At 51.2% G+C, this 19579-nt stretch carries 18 protein-coding genes and 1 pseudogene; all 19 read right to left on the reverse strand.

From position 1 onward, the window contains the following. Nucleotides 1-32 precede the first annotated feature (32 nt). The gene (locus tag NWF31_RS10150) at nucleotides 33-590 is read right to left on the reverse strand and encodes a Fe-S-containing hydro-lyase (RefSeq protein WP_258360386.1); all 558 of its coding nucleotides are present in this window, start codon (nucleotides 588-590) and stop codon (nucleotides 33-35) included. 10 nt (nucleotides 591-600) lie between these two features. Further along, complete coding sequence (locus NWF31_RS10155; protein WP_258360387.1) at nucleotides 601-1446, reverse strand: fumarate hydratase; 846 nt, start codon at nucleotides 1444-1446, stop codon at nucleotides 601-603. 158 nt (nucleotides 1447-1604) lie between these two features. Continuing rightward, nucleotides 1605-2396 (reverse strand): succinate dehydrogenase/fumarate reductase iron-sulfur subunit, encoded by a 792-nt coding sequence (locus NWF31_RS10160; RefSeq protein ID WP_258360388.1) that lies wholly within the window; start codon nucleotides 2394-2396, stop codon nucleotides 1605-1607. 16 nt (nucleotides 2397-2412) lie between these two features. Then, nucleotides 2413-2781: a hypothetical protein gene (locus NWF31_RS10165; protein WP_258360389.1), complete on the reverse strand. Its 369-nt coding sequence runs from the start codon at nucleotides 2779-2781 to the stop codon at nucleotides 2413-2415. Nucleotides 2782-2797: 16 nt separating this feature from the next. Continuing rightward, nucleotides 2798-3235: a succinate dehydrogenase/fumarate reductase transmembrane subunit gene (locus tag NWF31_RS10170; RefSeq protein WP_258360390.1), complete on the reverse strand. Its 438-nt coding sequence runs from the start codon at nucleotides 3233-3235 to the stop codon at nucleotides 2798-2800. Between the two features lie 68 nt (nucleotides 3236-3303). Continuing rightward, complete coding sequence (locus tag NWF31_RS10175; RefSeq protein ID WP_258360391.1) at nucleotides 3304-5016, reverse strand: succinate dehydrogenase/fumarate reductase flavoprotein subunit; 1713 nt, start codon at nucleotides 5014-5016, stop codon at nucleotides 3304-3306. A gap of 28 nt (nucleotides 5017-5044) precedes the next feature. Continuing rightward, nucleotides 5045-5914 (reverse strand): succinate--CoA ligase subunit alpha, encoded by an 870-nt coding sequence (gene sucD / locus NWF31_RS10180; RefSeq protein WP_258360392.1) that lies wholly within the window; start codon nucleotides 5912-5914, stop codon nucleotides 5045-5047. Between the two features lie 14 nt (nucleotides 5915-5928). After that, the gene (sucC, locus tag NWF31_RS10185; protein ID WP_258360393.1) at nucleotides 5929-7038 is read right to left on the reverse strand and encodes an ADP-forming succinate--CoA ligase subunit beta; all 1110 of its coding nucleotides are present in this window, start codon (nucleotides 7036-7038) and stop codon (nucleotides 5929-5931) included. A 48-nt stretch (nucleotides 7039-7086) separates the two neighbouring features. Continuing rightward, nucleotides 7087-7808 (reverse strand): annotated as a pseudogene (locus NWF31_RS10195) (thiolase family protein). Continuing rightward, the gene (locus NWF31_RS10200; RefSeq protein ID WP_258360394.1) at nucleotides 7805-8587 is read right to left on the reverse strand and encodes a cyclase family protein; all 783 of its coding nucleotides are present in this window, start codon (nucleotides 8585-8587) and stop codon (nucleotides 7805-7807) included. The pseudogene NWF31_RS10195 and the gene NWF31_RS10200 overlap by 4 nt, the downstream one beginning before the upstream one ends. A 23-nt stretch (nucleotides 8588-8610) precedes the next feature. Continuing rightward, nucleotides 8611-9417: a cyclase family protein gene (locus NWF31_RS10205; protein WP_258360395.1), complete on the reverse strand. Its 807-nt coding sequence runs from the start codon at nucleotides 9415-9417 to the stop codon at nucleotides 8611-8613. Nucleotides 9418-9733: 316 nt separating this feature from the next. Beyond that, on the reverse strand, nucleotides 9734-10405 hold the full coding sequence (locus tag NWF31_RS10210) for a 3-oxoacid CoA-transferase subunit B (RefSeq protein ID WP_258360396.1): 672 nt from the start codon (nucleotides 10403-10405) through the stop codon (nucleotides 9734-9736). Continuing rightward, nucleotides 10380-11063, reverse strand: a complete 684-nt coding sequence (locus NWF31_RS10215; RefSeq protein ID WP_258360397.1) for a CoA transferase subunit A — start codon at nucleotides 11061-11063, stop codon at nucleotides 10380-10382. Before NWF31_RS10215 ends, NWF31_RS10210 begins: the two co-directional genes overlap by 26 nt. Before the next feature lie 145 nt (nucleotides 11064-11208). Beyond that, nucleotides 11209-11538, reverse strand: coding sequence for a 4Fe-4S dicluster domain-containing protein (locus tag NWF31_RS14815; RefSeq protein WP_258360398.1), 330 nt, complete (start codon nucleotides 11536-11538; stop codon nucleotides 11209-11211). A 6-nt stretch (nucleotides 11539-11544) separates the two neighbouring features. Then, nucleotides 11545-13788 (reverse strand): molybdopterin-containing oxidoreductase family protein, encoded by a 2244-nt coding sequence (locus NWF31_RS10225; RefSeq protein ID WP_258360399.1) that lies wholly within the window; start codon nucleotides 13786-13788, stop codon nucleotides 11545-11547. Nucleotides 13789-13840: 52 nt separating this feature from the next. Then, on the reverse strand, nucleotides 13841-15034 hold the full coding sequence (locus tag NWF31_RS10230; protein ID WP_258360400.1) for a thiolase family protein: 1194 nt from the start codon (nucleotides 15032-15034) through the stop codon (nucleotides 13841-13843). A 31-nt stretch (nucleotides 15035-15065) separates the two neighbouring features. Further along, on the reverse strand, nucleotides 15066-16217 hold the full coding sequence (locus tag NWF31_RS10235; protein WP_258360401.1) for an acyl-CoA dehydrogenase family protein: 1152 nt from the start codon (nucleotides 16215-16217) through the stop codon (nucleotides 15066-15068). A 7-nt stretch (nucleotides 16218-16224) separates the two neighbouring features. Beyond that, nucleotides 16225-17058 (reverse strand): 4Fe-4S dicluster domain-containing protein, encoded by an 834-nt coding sequence (locus NWF31_RS10240; protein ID WP_258360402.1) that lies wholly within the window; start codon nucleotides 17056-17058, stop codon nucleotides 16225-16227. Beyond that, nucleotides 17059-19575 carry a molybdopterin-dependent oxidoreductase gene (locus tag NWF31_RS10245; protein ID WP_258360403.1) on the reverse strand — a complete coding sequence of 839 codons (2517 nt, stop codon included), beginning with the start codon at nucleotides 19573-19575 and terminating at the stop codon, nucleotides 17059-17061. Between the last annotated feature and the right edge of the window lie 4 nt (nucleotides 19576-19579).

Here is a 19579-nt window from a genome sequence, read left to right on the forward strand (position 1 = left end):
CTATCATTTTTACCTTTAACCATATTTTTATGTTATTTGTGTGCATATCTGGCTATGGCTTCTTCATAGAGATCACCACCATATATGTCATTAATAACTGTTGCCGGGAAGTTTTCAACTTCCAGAGCCATTATTGCCTCGGGCCCCAGCTCCGGATAAGCAACCACTTCGGCCTTTTTAATGCACTTCGCAATTAGAGCGCCAGCACCGCCGACAGTAGCCAGGTATACGGCTTTATGCTCTACCATCGCTTTTCTTACCTCCGGCGAGCGGTAGCCTTTACCAATCATGCCCTTAAGTCCAGCTTCTTTGATCAAGCAGGGCGTGTAGGGATCCATGCGGCCGCTGGTAGTAGGCCCGGCAGAGCCAATGACCTGTCCCGGTTTTGCTGGCGCCGGACCGACGTAATAAATAACCTGGCCCTTAAGGTCCACAGGCAGTTCTGCACCTTGACCTAGCAAGGCGATTAACCGCTTATGTGCTGTGTCCCTGGCAGCGTATATAACCCCGCTGATTAATACCTGATCACCGACACGAAGTTCGCTAACGTCAAAATCAGTTAAAGGCGTATGGATGAGCTTGGTAGCCATTTTTTACCTCCTACAGGGTAATACTTTTGTGACGGGCAGCATGACATTGAATGTTCACGGCCACAGGGAAACTGGCAATATGACGGGCAAAAATCTCTACATGTACAGCAAGGGCGGTTACCCGGCCGCCAAACCCCTGTGGCCCTATCCCCAGCGAATTGATAGCCTCCAGGATCTCTTTTTCAAGCGCAGCTATTTCATTGCGGGGATGAGGCCAGCCCAAAGGCCTGAGAAGAGCTTCTTTGGCCATGAGGGTACATTTTTCAAAATTGCCGCCAATACCCACCCCTACAACAATCGGAGGGCAGGGATTGGGTCCGGCCTTTTTTACGGTGTCGACAACAAACTTTTTTACCCCTTCATAACCGGCAGCGGGGGTCAGCATAGCCACAGCGCTCATATTCTCGCTGCCGCCCCCTTTAGGAACAACAGTTATCGTCAGGCGATCGCCAGGTACGATCTTAGTATGGATTATCGCCGGCGTGTTATCGCCGCTGTTTTTGCCGTCCAGTGGAGGAAAAACCATGGATTTACGTAGGTAGCCGCTGGTGTATCCCCTGGCAACACCGGCATTAATGGCATCGTAAAGATAACCGCCTTCAATGCGAGCATCCTGCCCCAGTTCCAGGAAGATTACAGCTGCACCAGTATCCTGGCAGATCGGCACCTCCTCGTCAGCAGCGATAGTTGCATTTGCCAGGAGCTGTTTTATGACCTCCTTACCCTGGGGCGAAACCTCGATCGCCAGTACATTTTCAAGTGCCTTACGCACGTCATTTTCCAGATAATAATTGGCCTCCCGGCAAAGCTGCTCCACAGCTGCAGTTATCTGGCTGCAAGTAATGATTCTGGCCATAATATTCAATCCTTTCTCCTGGGTAAAAAGTATTCAGCGACAGTTTATCAGTCTTTTATTCTAGTAAGCAACGGTTTGTTACTAAAATTTTTTACCAGGGCAATAGTTTTGACTGACTTCGATTTTTAATAGAGATATAATACTTCTATCCAGGCAATCTACTTAACCGTCCTCTCCGGCGCTTTGGGTATGCCGGGCCTAGGTTCAACACCAACTAAAGGTAGTGCAAGCGGGGCTATATTTTTCTTTTTGCCCAAGATCGTCTCCTTCTTCATTAGTTGTATGGCCAGAGCAGGGTCAACGCCTTTTGGGCAGGCTTCAGCACAGGCACCGGCCATATGGCAACGCCAAAGGCCATAAGAAGAATCGATAATTTTCTCTCTATCTTTTAAACCATTATCCCTTGTATCGGAATTATAGCGGTAGGCTTGAGCCAGAGCCTGCGGCCCCAAAAAGTTGTCAGCGGTTGCCACTGTAGGACAGGCTGCCAGGCAAATACCGCACTTAAGGCAGTAAGCAAACTGCAAGTATTTTGTCTGTTCCTGGTTAGTCTGGATAAATTCCTTCTCCGGCTGACGTTCATCAGGATGGATGACATAAGGTTTGACGGCGCGGTGTTTTGCAAATAAAGGCGTTAGATCAACGATTAAGTCTTTCACCAGAGGGTAGTTGGGTAACGGTTTTATTTCTATTAAAGTTTTCCCCAGAACCAAAACCTGCGTCTCACACGCTAGCCGGGGATAATCGTTAATAAGCATAGCACATGAACCGCAAATACCCATCCGGCAAGATGCCCTGTAGCTCAAGGTGGCATCAAGATTTTCTTTAATATAATTGAGGCAATCGAGAATAGTCAAGCCCTTTTCTACTTCAAATGTAAATTCCTGCATGTAAGGTTCTTTATCTTTTTCAGGATCAAAGCGCTGAATTTTAAATGTAAGAAGCGGCATTTTCAAGCTCCTTTCATCAACTGGGATTTATCCCAATCATATAGGATTTCATCAATACATAGGTGCCACTAAAAAATAACAGCAAGCCCAGCACAAGCACAAAACGGTTAACAACCTTTTCCCGGGGGGTTAACTCAAGCAATACCGAACGCAGCCCGTACAGCCCGTGATAAAGGCCTAAAAGAAGGAGGGTAAAATAAAGTACCAGCCATTTTAATTCAGTAGCCCTTTGAATAACTGAATTGTATGCAAGAACTTGACCTGTCTTTATCCCAAAAAAATCGAGAATTGTATTCATATGCATAAAGATAAGGTGGATACCTAAAAGAAAAATAAGTAAAGGTCCACATAATAAAAATATTAGCCACAGCCGAGACTCGCGCATGCAATAACCCTCCTTCTTAAATAAAATAAAAATCTACAGACATAATAACAAGCAAGCAAAGTAGCGCTATCATGGTCAGGTAAACAAAAGGCCTTTGCCTTTTAACGGAGGTAGTATAGGGATAGTCTTGCCGTGAAGGTTTTCCTATAAAAAATGACAGTTCGATAAAGAACAGGCGCAAACCGTTGAGGGCATGATAGATGAAGGCAGCCACTACTAGATACTCCCCAAACTTAAAAATTGGTTTATCTACCATTTCCATACTTGCTACCCAAATGCCCTGGCCGAAAATTCGCGTAGAGGTGAGTATAATATGCAAGGAAAGGTAAAGGATTATCCCCAGTCCTGATATTCTGTGGAAAATATAAAGATAACGCTCGATACCATATCTACCTGCATAAAACCAACCTTTGGTGCCTAACCTGTATCTCTGCTTAATTAAAGTCTCACGCATGTTTTCTCCTCCTACTTCACTTGAAAGTACAATTCATTTGAGTAAATTGCATGGATGCGTAATTTATTTCAATATTTTCTTTCAACGGGTTGCCACATAGTAATTTTCACAGGTATATACTCCAGCATTACGCCTGAAGATGTATAGTAGGCCAGGGTATGTTTGAGCCAGTTCTGGTCATCCCGCATGGGATAATCCCGTCTAGCGTGGCCCCCGCGCGATTCTTCCCTCCTTATAGCGCCCAGGGTGATAATTTCAGCAAGGGTAAGCATGTTGTCAAGTTCCACGTAAGCTACCAGGTCAGTATTGTAGATGCGGCTCTTATCCTTCAACCCTGTATACTTAAACCGTTCCTGGAGCTCTTTGATTTTGTTAAGTGCGTCCTGTAATTCTTTCTGGGTACGAAAAACACCGACCTTTTTATCCATAACGTCGCGCAATTCTTGCCGGATATCGTATAAATTTTCTTCTCCAGATTTATTGAATATATTTTTAATCCTATTTTCTTCTTCTCTGGCCCTGTTTTCAGCTCTGGGGGGAAGAGTTTTTTGGGCGAGAGCATAGCAGGCTGCATTGTGCCCGGTTATACGACCCCACACAAGACACTCGGCTGTAGAATTGGTGCCAAGGCGGTTAGCGCCATGAAGCGAAACACAAGCAGCTTCTCCAGCTGCCCATACATTCTCCAATTGGGTTTTTCCATAAGTATCAACATGAATCCCACCCATCGAGTAATGAGCGACGGGCCTAACAGGTAAAGGCTGCTCAATGGGATCTAAGTTAAGAAACTTGATACCTACCTCCCGGATGAGGGGTAGTCTTTCTTTAATCATCTCTGACCCCAGATGTCGCAGATCCAGAAGCACATAATCTAAACCATGAGGGCCTTGAAAACCGCGACCTGCTTCTATTTCCTGGGCTTCAGAACGTGAGACTATGTCCCGAGGCGCCAGTTCGAGCATGCTTGGGGCGTAGTTCTGCATAAACCGCTCACCAAGGCTGTTCTTAAGGTAACCGCCCTCCCCCCTGGCCGCTTCGGTAATAAGGATACCAGAGGGGACCAGGCCTGTAGGATGGAACTGGACGAATTCCATATCTTTAAGGGGTAAACCAGCCCGGTAGGCCATGGCCATGCCGTCACCGGTGACAGTGTGGGAATAGGTGGTGAAGCCGTAGATACGGCAGGCACCACCCGTAGCAATTATCAGCGCTTTTGAGGTTATATAGTAAAACTCGCCTTTTTTAAGATCTAAGGCCACAACGCCACGGTACAGCCCTTCTTCGACAACCAGAGATGTCACCAGGCATTCGTCATAGATATGAATACTGGGGTGCTTCTGCAAAGTATCATACAGGGTCTGGACTTCAAAGAAACCTGTCTTATCGGCAGCAAAAACTGCACGTGGAAAACTGTGCCCCCCGAAGGGACGGGAGTTTATCCGGCCATCCGGACGGCGAGACCAGGGTATACCCCAGTGTTCTAGCTGAATAATCTCCAGAGGCACGGTATTAACGAAGAGCTCTACGGCGTCCTGGTCGGCAAGGAAGTCGCTGCCTTTCACAGTATCCCAGGCATGTAGCTCAAAGGAATCGCCCTCTTCCGGGCGTAGAACAGCAGCCGTGCCTCCCTCAGCGCAGACAGAATGGGGACGCATGAGGTGATTTTTAGCTATAACTGCAATGTCTAAATTGCCCTTTCCTGTTTCTGCAGCCTCAAGGGCAGCCCTTAAGCCAGCCAACCCCGAACCGAGTATAATTACATCATGCGAGTATATTTCCATTTTTAATCCTCCATGGATTGCAGTATTATTAAAGCAATTGTCGTATTAATCCGGCTACCTCCCAGGGATAGGTTGCCACCTTAACGCCCGCTTCCGTCAGGGCTCTTATTTTCGACTGGTAAGTACCTCGACCTCTTTCGATGATAGCCCCAGCATGTCCCATACGCTTACCAGGCGGTGCAGAACTTCCCGCTACATACGCCACCACGGGTTTTATTAATTTCTTATTCTTAATATAGGTAGCAGCCTCTTCTTCCGCCGTCCCGCCAATCTCCCCCACCATAACAATGGCTTCGGTCAGGGGATCCCTGGCAAAAAGTTCAAGGCACTCTACAAAATTTAGACCAACAACACGATCGCCACCTATACCGATAACAGTTGACTGTCCCAGCCCAATCCCACTCAGGCCGGAAGCCACTTCATAGGAAAGAGTCCCACTGCGGGCGACAATGCCAACGGGACCGGGTCGGTAGATGGTATTTGGCATAATTCCTATTTTGCATTTGCTGGGAACAATTATTCCGAAGGTGTTGGGGCCAATAATAGTGACCCCTCTGGTTTTGGCTAAAACAAGCAATTTAATTGTATCTTGCAGGGGTAAATGCTCGCTGATGATGACAACAAGTTTTATGCCAGCCTCCACAGATTCCACAGCAGCTTCATAAGCTTTTGCCGCAGGGACGAAGATAGCTGCAGCGTCAGGCTCATGCTTTTCTACGGCTTCTCTGACGGTATTATATACAGGTATATTTAAGACCTGTTCGCCACCTTTACCCGGGGTAACGCCAGCAACCACCCTGGTGCCGTAGGCGAGCATTTGCCGGGTATGGAAGAAACCCTGGCTCCCCGTTATTCCTTGAATTAAAACCTTTGTCTCTTCATTAATCAACACGCTCATCTTTACTGCTCCCTTCATAATTTTTGGGTAGCACTGACAACAGCAGCCACAGCTTCCGGCATTCCTTTAAAAGCCTCAATTCCGTAAGTTTTTAGTAACCGGTATGCCTCATCTTCATTGGTACCTACCAGACGTAAAATAATCGGTACTGTTTGGCCACGCTTTTCTTTGACCTGGATCAAAGCACGCGCCACCTCATCACAGCGAGTGATGCCTCCAAATATATTGATTAAAACGGCTCTGGGCCCGGTATCCAGAATTAGATCTAAGGCTTTAGCCATAGGCTCCGCCCCGGCGCCGCCACCGGCGTCTAAAAAATTAGCCGCCCGGCCGCCGAACTTTTCCAGTGTATCCAGGGTAGCCATAGTTATACCGGCTCCATTGGCAAGAACAGCTATATTGCCGTCTAACTGGACATAAGCAAGACCCAAATTTTTTATAGCTTTCTCAAGTTCACTTCCATCTTCAATTACCTCGATCTCCGGATGCCGGTATAGCGCATCATCGTCAATATTCAAGCGGGCATCGGCAGCTATAAGATGGCCTTCAACAATAGCAAGAGGGTTTATTTCCACCAATTCGGCATCGTATTTCATAAAAATCCAGTAAAGTATTAATGCTAGAGAAACAAATTCCTTTAACAGCTCTCCTTTTAAGCCCAGCCTTAAGCCTAGATATAAAGCACTATAGCTGCTAAAGCCAAACAGGGGATCAATCAACAGCCTAACCAGCTTTTCAGGGGGCACCTCTTCTATATTGACCCCCCCCTGGCATGAGGCAAGTGCTACAGGCCTGCGGTCACTTGTATCTACTGTGAAACCCAGGTAGAGTTCACCCTGTATGTTTAGTTTTTCTTCAACCAATACCCTCGTAACAGGGTAACCCCGTATTTCCGATCCGAGAAGCCTGGCCGTAGCAATCCCTGCTTCTTCCGGGGTAGCAGCAAAAGTAATACCACCCGCTTTACCCCTACCCCCTGCCAATATCTGGGCTTTAACCGCCACCGGTCCCAATTCCAGGGCTGCCCTGGCTGCATCTTCCGGACTCAAACATAGATAGCCTTTTGGTACCGGCAGGCCATTTTTACTAAATATTTCTTTTGCGAGATATTCATATAGTTTCATTAGGAATCCCTTTCCTGCTTTTTAATTGATATTTTATTGTTTTAAAGGTTATTTTGGCCAGTGTTTTAGCCCCATAGCCCTGGCCTTTTCCTCTGAAGTTATAACTAAAGCCGCTGCACCGTCGTTAATGCCAGAAGAGTTACCCGCTGTAACAGTACCACCGGATTTAAATGCCGGCTTTAGCTGCCCCAGCCGTTCCAGGGTGGTATCCGCCGCATATGTTCATCAACGGCGAAAATCTTACTCCCCTGTTTGCCCCCGTCAACAGTTACCGGCACTATTTCGGTTTCAAATAACCCTTCCCTTTGGGCTTCAGCCGCCCTGCGATGGCTCTCCAGGGCAAATTCGTCCTTGCACCAGTTTGTACCCCCTCGACCCACTAATTCAATCTCTATCGTTGCCACGGTGTCAGGAATAATAAGGCTGTCCCTGGTACAGGCCTGGACTTCTTCCGGCGTTACCCCGGAAGCCACCTCTTTTAGTAATAGTCCTTCCCGGGTTACCTCAATAACTGCCAGCTCGGTTATAATCAGGTCTACTTCTCCGGCCGCCGTCAGGGGCAACTGGCATTGCCGTACTATTTTAGGGGCGCCGTCCTTCAAGGTGTGCTCCGTAGCGATTATAACCCTCCTGGCACCAACTGCCAAATCCATATCCCCTCCCATACCGGGAACCATGCGTCCCGGTACCATCAAATTGGCCAGGTTCCCCTGTTCATCGACTTGCAGGGCGCCTAAAATGGTCAGGTCAAGGTGGCCTGCTAATTTTATTTCCCCGTCTCAAAACGAAACTTCTGGTCAGGATCTACTATTGCGAGAACACGGACAACACAACCATCGCCGCCTTTCCAACGCCAGGGGAAAGCCATGAAAAAGCACCTCTTGCCGGTAACCTCATCCAACTGGCCGCCTATATTTTCGATGCCAGGAATACCACCTTTGACCATCAGATTCTTATGGCCATCTTCCCAATTTGGAAAATCTACTTTTGGATCACGGCCGTACTCTTTTTTCCACTCTTCAATTAAATAGGGATGTGACGGGCCAAGGCCATGGTCAACTAACTTGGTTGCCATGGGATGGTCGTTAGCCTGGCAGCCGAATCCGACTAATTTTACTTTTTTATCAACCAACCACTGGGCGGCAGCACCGTTCATACCACATCCATATGCAAAGTATTCATCTGTATCTGCCCATTTGTGATGAAATCCTGTGTTGATCATCACTATGTCGCCTTCTTGAATTTTAGGACGAGCATTTTCAAGATCCTCGGGGGTGATTATGCCCCATTTTCCCTTGGGAATAGATACGCACACACCTGTACCGCAAAGCCTCCATAGCGGATAACTAGAAATATCAGGCGTGTTCTCGGTAACATGCAGGGGCGCATCCATATGGGTGCCGCGGTGCATAATACCCTCCCAGTTTACTTCATAGATACCGTCCTTGGCATGAAATTTATTAATAGTAACATTTACGCCGGGGTGGGAGGGCCATTCCGGCATAAATTGTTCGTAAGTATGGGTTAGATCATATATTTGAAGGCTCATATTATTACTCCTTTCTCGTGCAATTATTCTTTTCCGGAATCTATACGACAATTACCCGTAGGATCAATCATCGCGACGAAACGAACAGGGCACGCATCTCCTTTTCTAAATTTCCATGGGGTGGCAACGAAAGTAGCACGTTTTCCTAATAAAAGGTCTACATCGCCGCCGACTTGTTCAATTGTAGGGATTCCAGCACCCAAAAGAGTTTTATGGGCAATGTTCCACTCACCATGTTCTTTTTTCGGATCCAAACCTGTTGCTTTTTGATATTCCTCAGCTAAACGTTTCATGAGCGGTCCGCCTCGATGAGGCCCTAATGAGGTCGCTAATGGATGATCAATCTGTGGTGTATCTACAGCAACCATCTTGCATTCTTTTTTTACAAGCCATTCGGCAGCATCTTTGGATAACCCAGGAGCTTGCCCAAAGTACTCTAGAGAATCGGAGTATTTATGATGCCATCCGGTGACGATAACGACGATATCTCCTTGTTGTACTCCAGGTGAAGCATTTTCCAGGTCTTTGGCATTAATTACTTCATAAGGACCTTTAGGAATATAGAGCACGACACCATTGCCAAAAAAACGATCTACTGGAATTTGTGACAAATCTGCTCCACGCTGGATCAAGTGCAAAGGCGCGTTCATATGTGTTCCAGTATGCATTACTGTACTGGTCTTCCATGCCAATACGCCGTGTTGCGCGTGTTTGACGCTGCGATACATTTTCACGTCATCTTGTCCTGGGTAGGAGGGTACTCCATGGCCCCATATATGGCTAAGTTCTAGCAATTGTAGTCCTGAATAGGGGTCAGTAACAAATGACATAATAATCCCTTCCTTTTTTTGAGTTCGTACACTCTCGGAAACTCCCAAGCTTTGGTACCCAAGTCCTTCAACCTGTCGCTGTCATCCGGAGCTCCAACATTTCCTGCGGGAAAGACTTCCTTCTCTGGCTCTTGCGGAGCCGGTAAGGTTGTTGTCTTTCTCTCCTCTCAGTTGGCCAGGGTCTGGCTCCTGGACGACGGCTATCCCTGAGTATAGGCCGGTATCCTCGCCAGGCTCTTCCCGTAGTCGCCAATGGCAGTACGTACGGCCGCTACTATTACTGCTTGTACCAGGTTGTACCACCTTAACCCATCACTTATATCTCCATTGTAGCCACAGTGTCGGGAATAATAAGGCTCGCCCCGGTCCTCGCCTGGACTTCTCTCGGCGTTACCCCAGGAGCCACCTCTTTAAGTAATAATCCTTCCCGGGTTACCTCGATAACTGCCAGTTCGGTTATAATCAGGTCAACTTCCCCAGCTGCCGTCAGCGGCAACTGACATCGCCGCACTATCTTGGGGGAACCGTCCTTCAAGGTGTGCTCAGTGGCAATTATAACCCGCCTGGCGCCAACTACCAGGTCCATTGCCCCGCCCATACCGGGAACTATGCGGCCCGGTACCATCCAGTTGGCCAGGTTCCCCTTTTCATCGACTTCAAGGGCCCCGAGAATCGTCAGGTCCAGGTGCCCCCCCCTTATGATGGCAAAAGACATGCAGCTGTCAAAGCAAGCTCCCCCGGGTATGATGCTGGCGGGCTGTGCCCCGGCGTTAACCACGTCGGGATCTTCCTCCCCAGGTGCCGGTGCCGGCCCCAGCCCGACAAAGCCGTTTTCTGAATGTAGCCACACCTTTATGCCTTCCGGTACGTAGTTGGCTACCAGGGTCGGCAACCCTATCCCCAGGTTTACAACGTATCCGTCCTGCAACTCCCTGGCTGCCCTCCGGGCGATAATAATCCGTTTATCTTGCGGTTCTAAGGTCGCCAACCTGCTCGCCTCCCGTCTGGACGATCAAATCAATAAATATACCTGGTGTCATAACCTGGTCCGGGTCTATTGACCCTACGGGCAGCACCCTGTCTACCTGGGCAATTACTAAGCTGGCAGCCATGGCCATTACGGGGTTGAAGTTCCTAGCTGACCGCTTGTACACCAGATTACCAGCTTCATCAGCAAGGTGGGCTTTAATAAGTGCTACATCGGCATACAGCGGCACCTCCAGCAAATAGCGCCTGCCATCAATGGTAAGTACTGTTTTTTCTTTCTCTATCTCTGTTCCAACACCGGTAGGTGTCAATATGCCTCCCAGACCTGCACCGGCAGCCCGTATGCGCTCGGCCAGCGTGCCCTGGGGAATGAGTACTACCTCAAGGATCTTTTCCTTCATCTGCTGTTGCGTTATTGGATTAGTGCCAATATGGGAAGCAATCACCTTTTTTAAGCATCCTGCTTCCACCAACTTGCCGTTCCCGCGCCCCGGAAAAGCTGTATCATTCGATATGAGAGTGAGTTTCTTGGCTCCCCGCCCAACCAGGGCATCGAGCAAAACTTCCGGCGTACCAACCCCTAAAAAACCGCCGGTCATAACAGTCATGCCGTCCTCGATTCTTGAAACTGCCTCCCCCGCAGTTACTACTATCGCCATGCCTTATATACCTCCGGCATCTATTACTCAGGTCTTATTTTCTTGCATTTAATGATACCCTTAGTGGAACACCCTGGGAACCGCGCGGGGAAGCGTTCCTCCTTTGCTCCCCCGCGCTTTCTGCCTATAGCTGCTCCTGTTTTACTTATTTAGGTGTATATAGTACCATCTTACCTTTCTTTTCCATTTCCATGGCCAGCTCGCCTACCGGTCCAAATTTCATGCACCCGGCCTGGCAGTGTTTGACACATGAGGGCAGCATACCATCCTGGATACGATGGCTGCACAGGTTGCATAAATCTGTCGGGAAGGGTAGATAGTCTATGGATACCCTGTTGTTAAAATTCTCCAAAATAATCTCGTTAACCTTTATACCCCACCGCCCTACCGGGAAGTTATGCTCTTGTTTGCAGGCCACCTCACAGGTATGGCATCCCGTACAATACTCATAATCGATTAACAGACCGTACCGCACCTTCAACTACACCTCCCCTTTTTCCATTTTCCTGATCCGGCATAGCGTGGTCTTGTAGGCCCCGCCACCAAATCCCGATTTGCCCTGCGTTCCAATAGGAATAAGCAAGTTGCAGTTATATTCCCATATCCCATACAAGTAGGGTTCTTTACCTTCTGTCTCAGGCAGCCACCAGCCATGGGGTACCATAACAACTTTCGGGTGAATGATTGGGGTAACCCTGGCCTTGCGTTTTATACGGCCCCTATCATTTTCAATCCACACCCACTCGCCGTCTTCAATTCCCATTTCTTTTGCAGTGCTAGTATTTATTTCTATTATCGGGTCAGGATCTATCTCCCGCAGCCACGGGATCATGCGGTGTTCCGCATGGAAATATACCGGGGAACGGCGGCCTGTGGCCATGATTAAAGGATATTTTTTAAATAGTTCCGGAGTCCTGACCTCGCTTTCAGGAGGTTCCTCATAATAAGGCAGTGGATCCAGGCCCCATTCCTCAAGCGTCTTAGAATAAAACTCTACCTTGCCGGTTGGTGTACGGAAACCAGGTTTGCCATCCGGCCTGAGCAGTCCCTTTTCATAACGCCGGTAAGGCCTGGAGGGATGTCCTTCGGGAGGCATCTCCCAGCTCCCCTGGGCAGCAAGCTCATCGAAAGTCTTCCCCGAGGGCTTGAGCCGTTCGTTTATAAGCTCCTTTACTGTTTTCCAGGGTATGCCTTCGGGATTAAAACGCCGCGCAAGTTCCAGATTAATCTCCCAGTCGGACCTGCATTCCCCGACTTTTACTGCCGGGACAACAACGCTTAAAGGTGCCCACCAGGATCGGAAGCTCTCTTTCTCGGCGAAAGTAGCTACCGGCAACACGATGTCAGCCAGGGCCATGATGGTTGGATTCATGAATGTGTCAGCTGCTACAATAAAGTCCAGCTTCTTCAACGCCTCGTAATGTTTGCGCAGGTCAGCGGCCTGCCCGCCCAGGATGTTGGTCGTCTGTATCCACGCCGCTTTGATGGGGTACGGGTCTCCAGTTAGGATTTGCTCGATCGCCATATCTGGCTGGGCCCAGCCACGGAAGTTTCTTACCATGCCATAGCGCTGGGCACCTATCCGCTTCTCGCTTAGCTTTTTTACCAGCTCTTCGCCGTATAAACTTAACAGCTGGTGGCTATCAAAGGGATAGGTCGTCACATTATGCGAGGCACGGGCAATTACATTGCCACCCGGTACATCCAGGTTGCCGGTAAGGCACCATAGATGGGTGATGGCCTGAGCTACTGTTGTCCCTTCCGGGCACTGGTCCACCGGCAACCCCCAGTGGATAGCAGCCGGTTTGCTGCTAGCATAAAAGCGGGCAGCAGCTATTATAAGGTCGGCAGGTACCCACGTAATAGCCGAGACGCGCTCGGGGGTGAATTCCTTTACCCTTTCCTTAAGGGCATCGAAACCGTAGGTCCACTGCTCGACAAACTCTTTATCATATAGACCTTCATTGATTATGACGTTGATCATACCCAGGGCCAGCGCGCCGTCAGTTCCCGGGCGGATTTGCAGGAAGTATTTTGACCGGGAGGCAAACCACGTCCACCTGGGGTCAATCACAATCAGTTCAGAGCCACGTTTCATGCACTCCACTATCCAGTGCCCCTGGAATGCATCCGGGCAACCGGACATGGGATTCTGGGCCCAGATGATAATACATTTCGGGGGTTGCCACTCTTTTGATTCATAACGCTCGACAAAAAATTGCCCCGCATCCAGCACAGCAAAATCACCGAAAGTTACAGACATCGCCGCCAGCCGGGGTGTATAGCAAGACTGGCCAGCCAGGCCCAGCTGTACCCAGTTGGGGCTCCCGTAAGAATATGCCAGGAAGGATATCGGCCCACCAATATCCCTGCCGGTCCCCTGGCAGAAAAGAACCGACTCCGGCCCGTACTCATCCCGGATATCTTTTAACTTTTTTTCGATTGTATCCAGGGCCTCATCCCAGGTTATTCGCTCCCATTTACCTTCGCCTCTTGCCCCTACCCGCTTCATGGGGTACAGCAAGCGTTCGGGGTGATAGACGTACTGGGTAAGGGCCAGCAGCCGCGGGCAAGCGCGGCCCTGGTTGAAGGGATGGTCTTCATCACCTTCCACCTTTACCAACCGGCCGTCTTTAACGTAAAGTTTCGCCCCGCAACCTCCATGACACCCCGGTCCCGGTGACCATACAGTAGTCCGGACTACCCGGGTTTCACTATCCGCCATTTTTGATCCCCCTTTTGTTTCTAACTTTGGTAATCTTTTTTCACCAGGCTTGCTATAGAGCCAGCTCGAAGACGTCAGCTATCCCCAGACCGCCGGCTATGCATATGGCAGCCAGGCCATATCTTACTTTCCGCCTGCGCATCTCGTGGAGCAGCGTTACCACGATCCTGGCACCGGAGCAGCCCAGCGGGTGGCCCAGCGCCACGGCCCCGCCGTTAACGTTAAGGATCTCCTGGTTAATTCCAAGTTCCTTGACCACTGCCAGGGTCTGGGCGGCAAACGCTTCATTTACCTCGATCAGTCCCATGTCATCCAGCTTGAGACCTGCCCGTTGCAGGGCCTTCCTCGTAGCGTAAGCCGGGGCGATACCCATTATCTCAGGCGATACGCCGGCCACTGCCTGGCTCTTAATTACCCCGAAAGGCTTCAGGTTCAGGGATGCCACCTTCCGCTGTGACGCCAGGACAACTGCTGCAGCACCGTCGTTGCGCCCTGAGGAATTACCGGCGGTAACCGTACCACCTTCCTTGAATACAGGTGCCAGGCGGGCCAGTTCCTCCAGCGAGGTTTCCCGGGGCCGCTCATCGGTGTCAAAGACCGTGCTCTGCCCTTTAGATAACGGCACTGTTACCGGCACTATTTCTTCCTGGAAACGTCCCTCCCTTATAGCCTGCAGTGCCTTGTTATGGCTCCCGAGGGCAAAAACATCCTGCTCCTCCCGGCTGATCCTGTACATCTCGGCCAAATTCTCGGCTGTCATGCCCATCGTCAGTTGCCCGTATATCTCGACAGGCTGTGACCTGGGCTGGCTCTCGGTATTGGAGTCCAGCAACAAGCCATTACCTGAGGCATACCCGAAGCGCGCATTCCGCAGGTAATAAGGCGCATTGCTCATGCTCTCCGTGCCACCGGCCACGACAATATCCGCCAGGCCGCACTGGATAGCCTGGACGCCGTTATTTATAGCCTGGAGGCCTGAACCGCACTGCCGGTGCACCGTGTACGCAGGTACTTCCACTGGGAAGCCGGCTTTAAGCGCGGCCACTCGTGCCAGGTTAGGAGCATCAGCGCTCTGCTTCGTCTGCCCGATAATAACCTCATCTACCTGCCCTGCAATTATCCCGGCCCGCCGGATAGCTTCCTTGATGACTGCCGCCGCCAGGTCCTCAGGCATGACATCGCGTAATTTCCCGCCTACCTTCCCGATAGCTGTCCGCACAGCGCTTACAACATAAACCTCTTCCACGGTACGTCCCCCTCTACTGAACAACAGTCGTCTAACCTTTGCCTGCTATCAGTTTCCCGATCACCTGCCTGATCAACTCGTTCCCCCCGCCTACTATCGCCGCCGCGTCCGCATCACGCCGCAGGCTCGCCAGTATATCGCCCTCCTTGCCTTCAATACCGGCCAGGAGTTCTGCCGCCTGCCTGGTCACTTCTATGAACACCTCACTGGCCTTCACCCTGGCGGCCAGGCCCTCCCACCCCGCACCCTCGCCCCGGTTTAGCTTGCGGGCTACTTCCGTTACCATCCCGGCCAAGGCCTCGGTCTCGACATGCACCTTGCTAAGCACATTTAGCCGCGCCCGCCTACCGGCACCTGACATTTTCCCGTCCCCCTGACTAGCCGCAGCCAGGCATATCTTGACCACCCGTTTGACTGCTCCCAGCCAGCAGGCAGCCAGGCCTACCATACATATGTTAAGAATCTCATAGAGGACTTCCTTGACCAGGCCTTCCTGGCATCCCTGGAGCACTCCGTCGCCTACTTCGTACTCCTCTAGTACCATTTCGGAGACGGCAAAACCCTCCAGGCCACCCAGTTTTTTTATAGCCCCAACAGTACATGTGCGGTAATCCTTCTCCACTGCGTAAAACAGGGGAAGCCCCCCCGCACGTGCCGGTGCCCGCGCCACAACTCCTACCAGGTCTGCTACCGGCCCGTTAGCCACCCAGCGCACTACTCCATTGAGGACATGGCGCTCGTTTTTCTCTTCCTCCACCACGGTTACTGCCGGCCAACCGCTCCAGTCCCCGAAGGGTAACGCATATCCACCTATCAACCCCCCGCTGGCCAGGTCCGGCAGGTACTTTGCTTTCTGGGCGCCGGTACCGAGCAACCCGATAGCTACTGCCAGGCAATTGTGCACCCCGAGCAAGCATGCCAGTCCCGGGCATGAGTGACCTACTACCTCCAGCAGGGTGCACGCACCGGCAACGTCCAGGTCCAGGCCCCCGTAACCGTTTGGGATAATCATACCGAAGAGCCCTAATTCCCGCGCGCCGGCAATAACACTATCAGGTATTATGCCGGTTTCCCTTATTTCAGCGGCCAGGGGCTCCACGGCGCCCGCCACGAACCGTTCTACCGATTTTTTGACCTGTTGTAAACGTTGCGACGTTCCTTCTCCCATAATCACCGGTTTCACCTGTTCATTATGCCATGCGCTCCAGCACGTTCTCACCCAGGTAAAGGTCTGTTTTTACGATTACATTTATGCTACGGCTCTGGTACTGTGTGTGCTGCATCAGGACTTCATAACTTCCCGGGGCTAGCCCCTCAAATTCAAAGTCGCCAAAATTGTTAGTCTTAGTGCTTAATTCCACCCCTTCTCCCCGCAAGACCACGGTCACGCCCCCGGCGCACTCATCCGTATCGCCGAATATAACCGTCCCGGCAATAAATAGCCTGGGCAGTCCTATATACTTCACCCGGGACTTGAGCCCGTATTCCGGCCGTAGCTCCTCAGCCCTCGCACTATGGAGGACTTTACTAACCTTGCTGCCAGGGTCGTCCGCATCTCCGAACACCAGGGCACCGGTAGGACAGGCCTCAACACACCGTGGTTCCTGCCAGCCTTTATCCAGCAGGTGGGCGCAGAAGGTGCATTTCTGCGGTATTTTCTTCTCCTCATTCCAGAAGATCACCCTGTGGGGGCAGGCGTCCACAATTTGCCTCTGCTCCAATGACTTTTCCGGATCGATTATCACAATGCCGTCGGGCCTTTTGTATACAGCCCCATCAACCGCCGCCTGCTGGCAAGGAGGATTGTCGCAATGCATGCACAACTTGGGAATATAGGCTACTTTGACCCGCGGGTACTGCCCCCGTTCCTTTTCAATAACGCGCAGCCAGAAATGCCCCCGCAGGGGTTGCGCTGCCGAGTACGGCGGGTAATCGTTACCATAATGCTCGTCCCTGCAAGCCAGGAAACAGTTATAGCAGCCGTTGCACTTGTCCAGGTCGATTACCATAGCATACCGCGGCATCTAGATTTCCTCCCATCTGGCGATTTCCACCAGGCACGAGTTAGGAGCCATTCCCGGGGCATTGGCCGACATGAGGCGGGATGAGGTAAGAATATTAATACACCCACCCCTGTCCGGGCTGTAAGCCCGGCCCGGCTCAAGTGGGTCATATTTACCGGAGGAGGCGTAACAATGGATTACCCCTGGCCGTACCCGCCCGGTAACATTGGCCACACCCAGCACCGCACCGCGGTCATTATAGACCCGTACAATATCCCCCTCCTGGATGTCCCTGGACGCCGCATCGCGCGGGTTGATCCTGATAGTTATCCAGTCGTAGCCGTCTTTATGCCGCCGGTGGCCCGGTATATCTGCCAGCCAGGGTGCATGAACGTCGTAATGAGTATGGTAAGAGTACCGCGGGTGAGGTGCCATGAGCTGCAGGGGGTACTTGCCGGCGAGGGCGCATTCCAACCCTTCCCAGCTCGGGGTATAATGGGGCACTGGTGGCCGCTCCTGGTCCTCAGGCAGGTGCGTTTTCAGGCTCTGCGAGGTAAACTCGATCTTGCCTGTGTAAGTGCCCAGTTTGCCGCCGGTGGGATTATTGTCTGGCGTGTCACACTGGCGCCCTTCATAAAACCACCGGAATGCAGGCGTGGGATGATAATTTTCCGGCAAAGGTACTACAAAATACCCTTTAGCCTTGAATTCTTCAAAGCTAACGTACTTCGGGAGGTCTGATATCTCAAACATGCGCCGTATCCAATCTTCCTCGGTCTTGCCGCCGTCCGTGTAATCCTCTGCAAATCCCAGCCGCTGCGCCAGGAGCCGGAAGATCTCGTAGTCCGACTTGGATTCGTATAAAGGCTCAATACATTTCTGCTGGTATACGACAATTCTATAATTACAACCGTTCGAGCCGTGGTAAGAGTAGCCGCCTGTATTAGTCATTTCCGCTATATCATTGCGCTCCAGGTTGGTACAGGCCGGTAAAACAATATCGGCAAACCGGGTTTCCGGGTCCCACCAGATTGATTGGTTGACAACAAACTCCAGCTTCGGGCTCTGGTAGGCTTCTACCCAGCGGTTCGTATTGGTCATGGTGCCCATGAAGGAGCCGCCGTAGCGGTAGAACATCTTTACTTCCGAGTGCCCGGGGAGCGGGTAGGTATACGGGATTAACTGCTGCTCAATTGACTTGCCGCAAAAACCTTCCCCGCGCCAGGAAATAGGCGGGTTCAAAATTGCATCCGGGAAGAGCGGCCGGTACAAGCGCTGGCGCACTGGATTAACTGCCGTTTTCCTGGCTATACCGTCGGGCCTGCCATCGCCTATTATTTTCCCGTCCGGATCGGCATATCCTGGAAAACGGAAATTTCCATTAAAAGGCGCCCCCAACGTACCGGACCAGATGTTCACTCCCGGCTTCCCCAAACCCTGCATTGCCTGCAGGAGTACCATCATCCGCGCCCATTCATGGCCATAAGCGGTGCGGCAGGCCCCGCCGAAACCACCACGAGCCCCGCAACCCAGCATTACCCTCTTGCTGGCCCACTCACGCGCCAGGGCCCTTACCACTCTCGGCTCCACACCACTAATCTGCCCGGCCCATTCCGGCGTCTTGGGTACACCGTCTTCTTCACCCAGGATGTAAGCCTTGAATTCCTCAAACCCGTACGTGCGGTTGTGCACATATTCCTCGTCATATGTTCCTTCTTTAAGCCAGATATAAGCTATAGCCATGGCCAGTGCCACGTCGGTACCTGGCCGGGGGGCAATCCATTTATCCGCCATGCGGGCTGCCGTGTAGTTACAGAAGGGATCGATAAAAATTATCTTTTTTCCCAGTTCCTTTAACCATACGCGCCAGATAGCCGATTCTTGAGCTGCATATCCTCCCCGTGTGGAATCCGGATCATGGGACCACCAGATAAATAACTCGGTATTTTTAAGGGCGTCCTCCAGAAGATCATATTGCTCCGGGTTACCCAACCGCCAGTAGAAACCCCAGGTGTGTACGGCACCCCAGTGCCATCCCTCCCAGCTGTCCGGGTTGTCAAAGATGGCGGTATAACCCAGCAGGTTAAAGAAGCGTCCAAAGGCGCTCATCTTGTAGCCAATATTTCCCCAGTTGTGGTGCGAAGACGTGATGGCGGTAATAGCCTCCGGGCCATAAGCAGAGCGTATCCGTTGCATTTCCCGCGCCACAATATCCAGGGCCTCGTCCCAGGATACCCGTACATAGGGCGACTTACCCCTGTTTTCCGGGTGCCTGTTCCCGTCCGGGTCAAAATCTACCCTTTTCATTGGGTATTTAATCCGGTCCTCGGAGTAGACGCGTAGTTTTTCAGTCAAAACAAAGGGTGCAACCGTGGTTTTCCTGGGGGGGCTGAATTTCCTGCCCCCGGCTTCAATGCTCCACGCTGGGGGATCTTCATCTTCCAATACCAGGGGTCGTACCCGCACGATCCTGCCGTCCCGAACATGTACCTTGATGGCCCCGCCAACGGTACAGTTGGTAAAAACTTGCTCGTCCATGCGG

This window comes from Neomoorella sulfitireducens (assembly GCF_024733845.1).
GTDB lineage: Bacteria > Bacillota > DSM-521 > Neomoorellales > Neomoorellaceae > Neomoorella > Neomoorella sulfitireducens.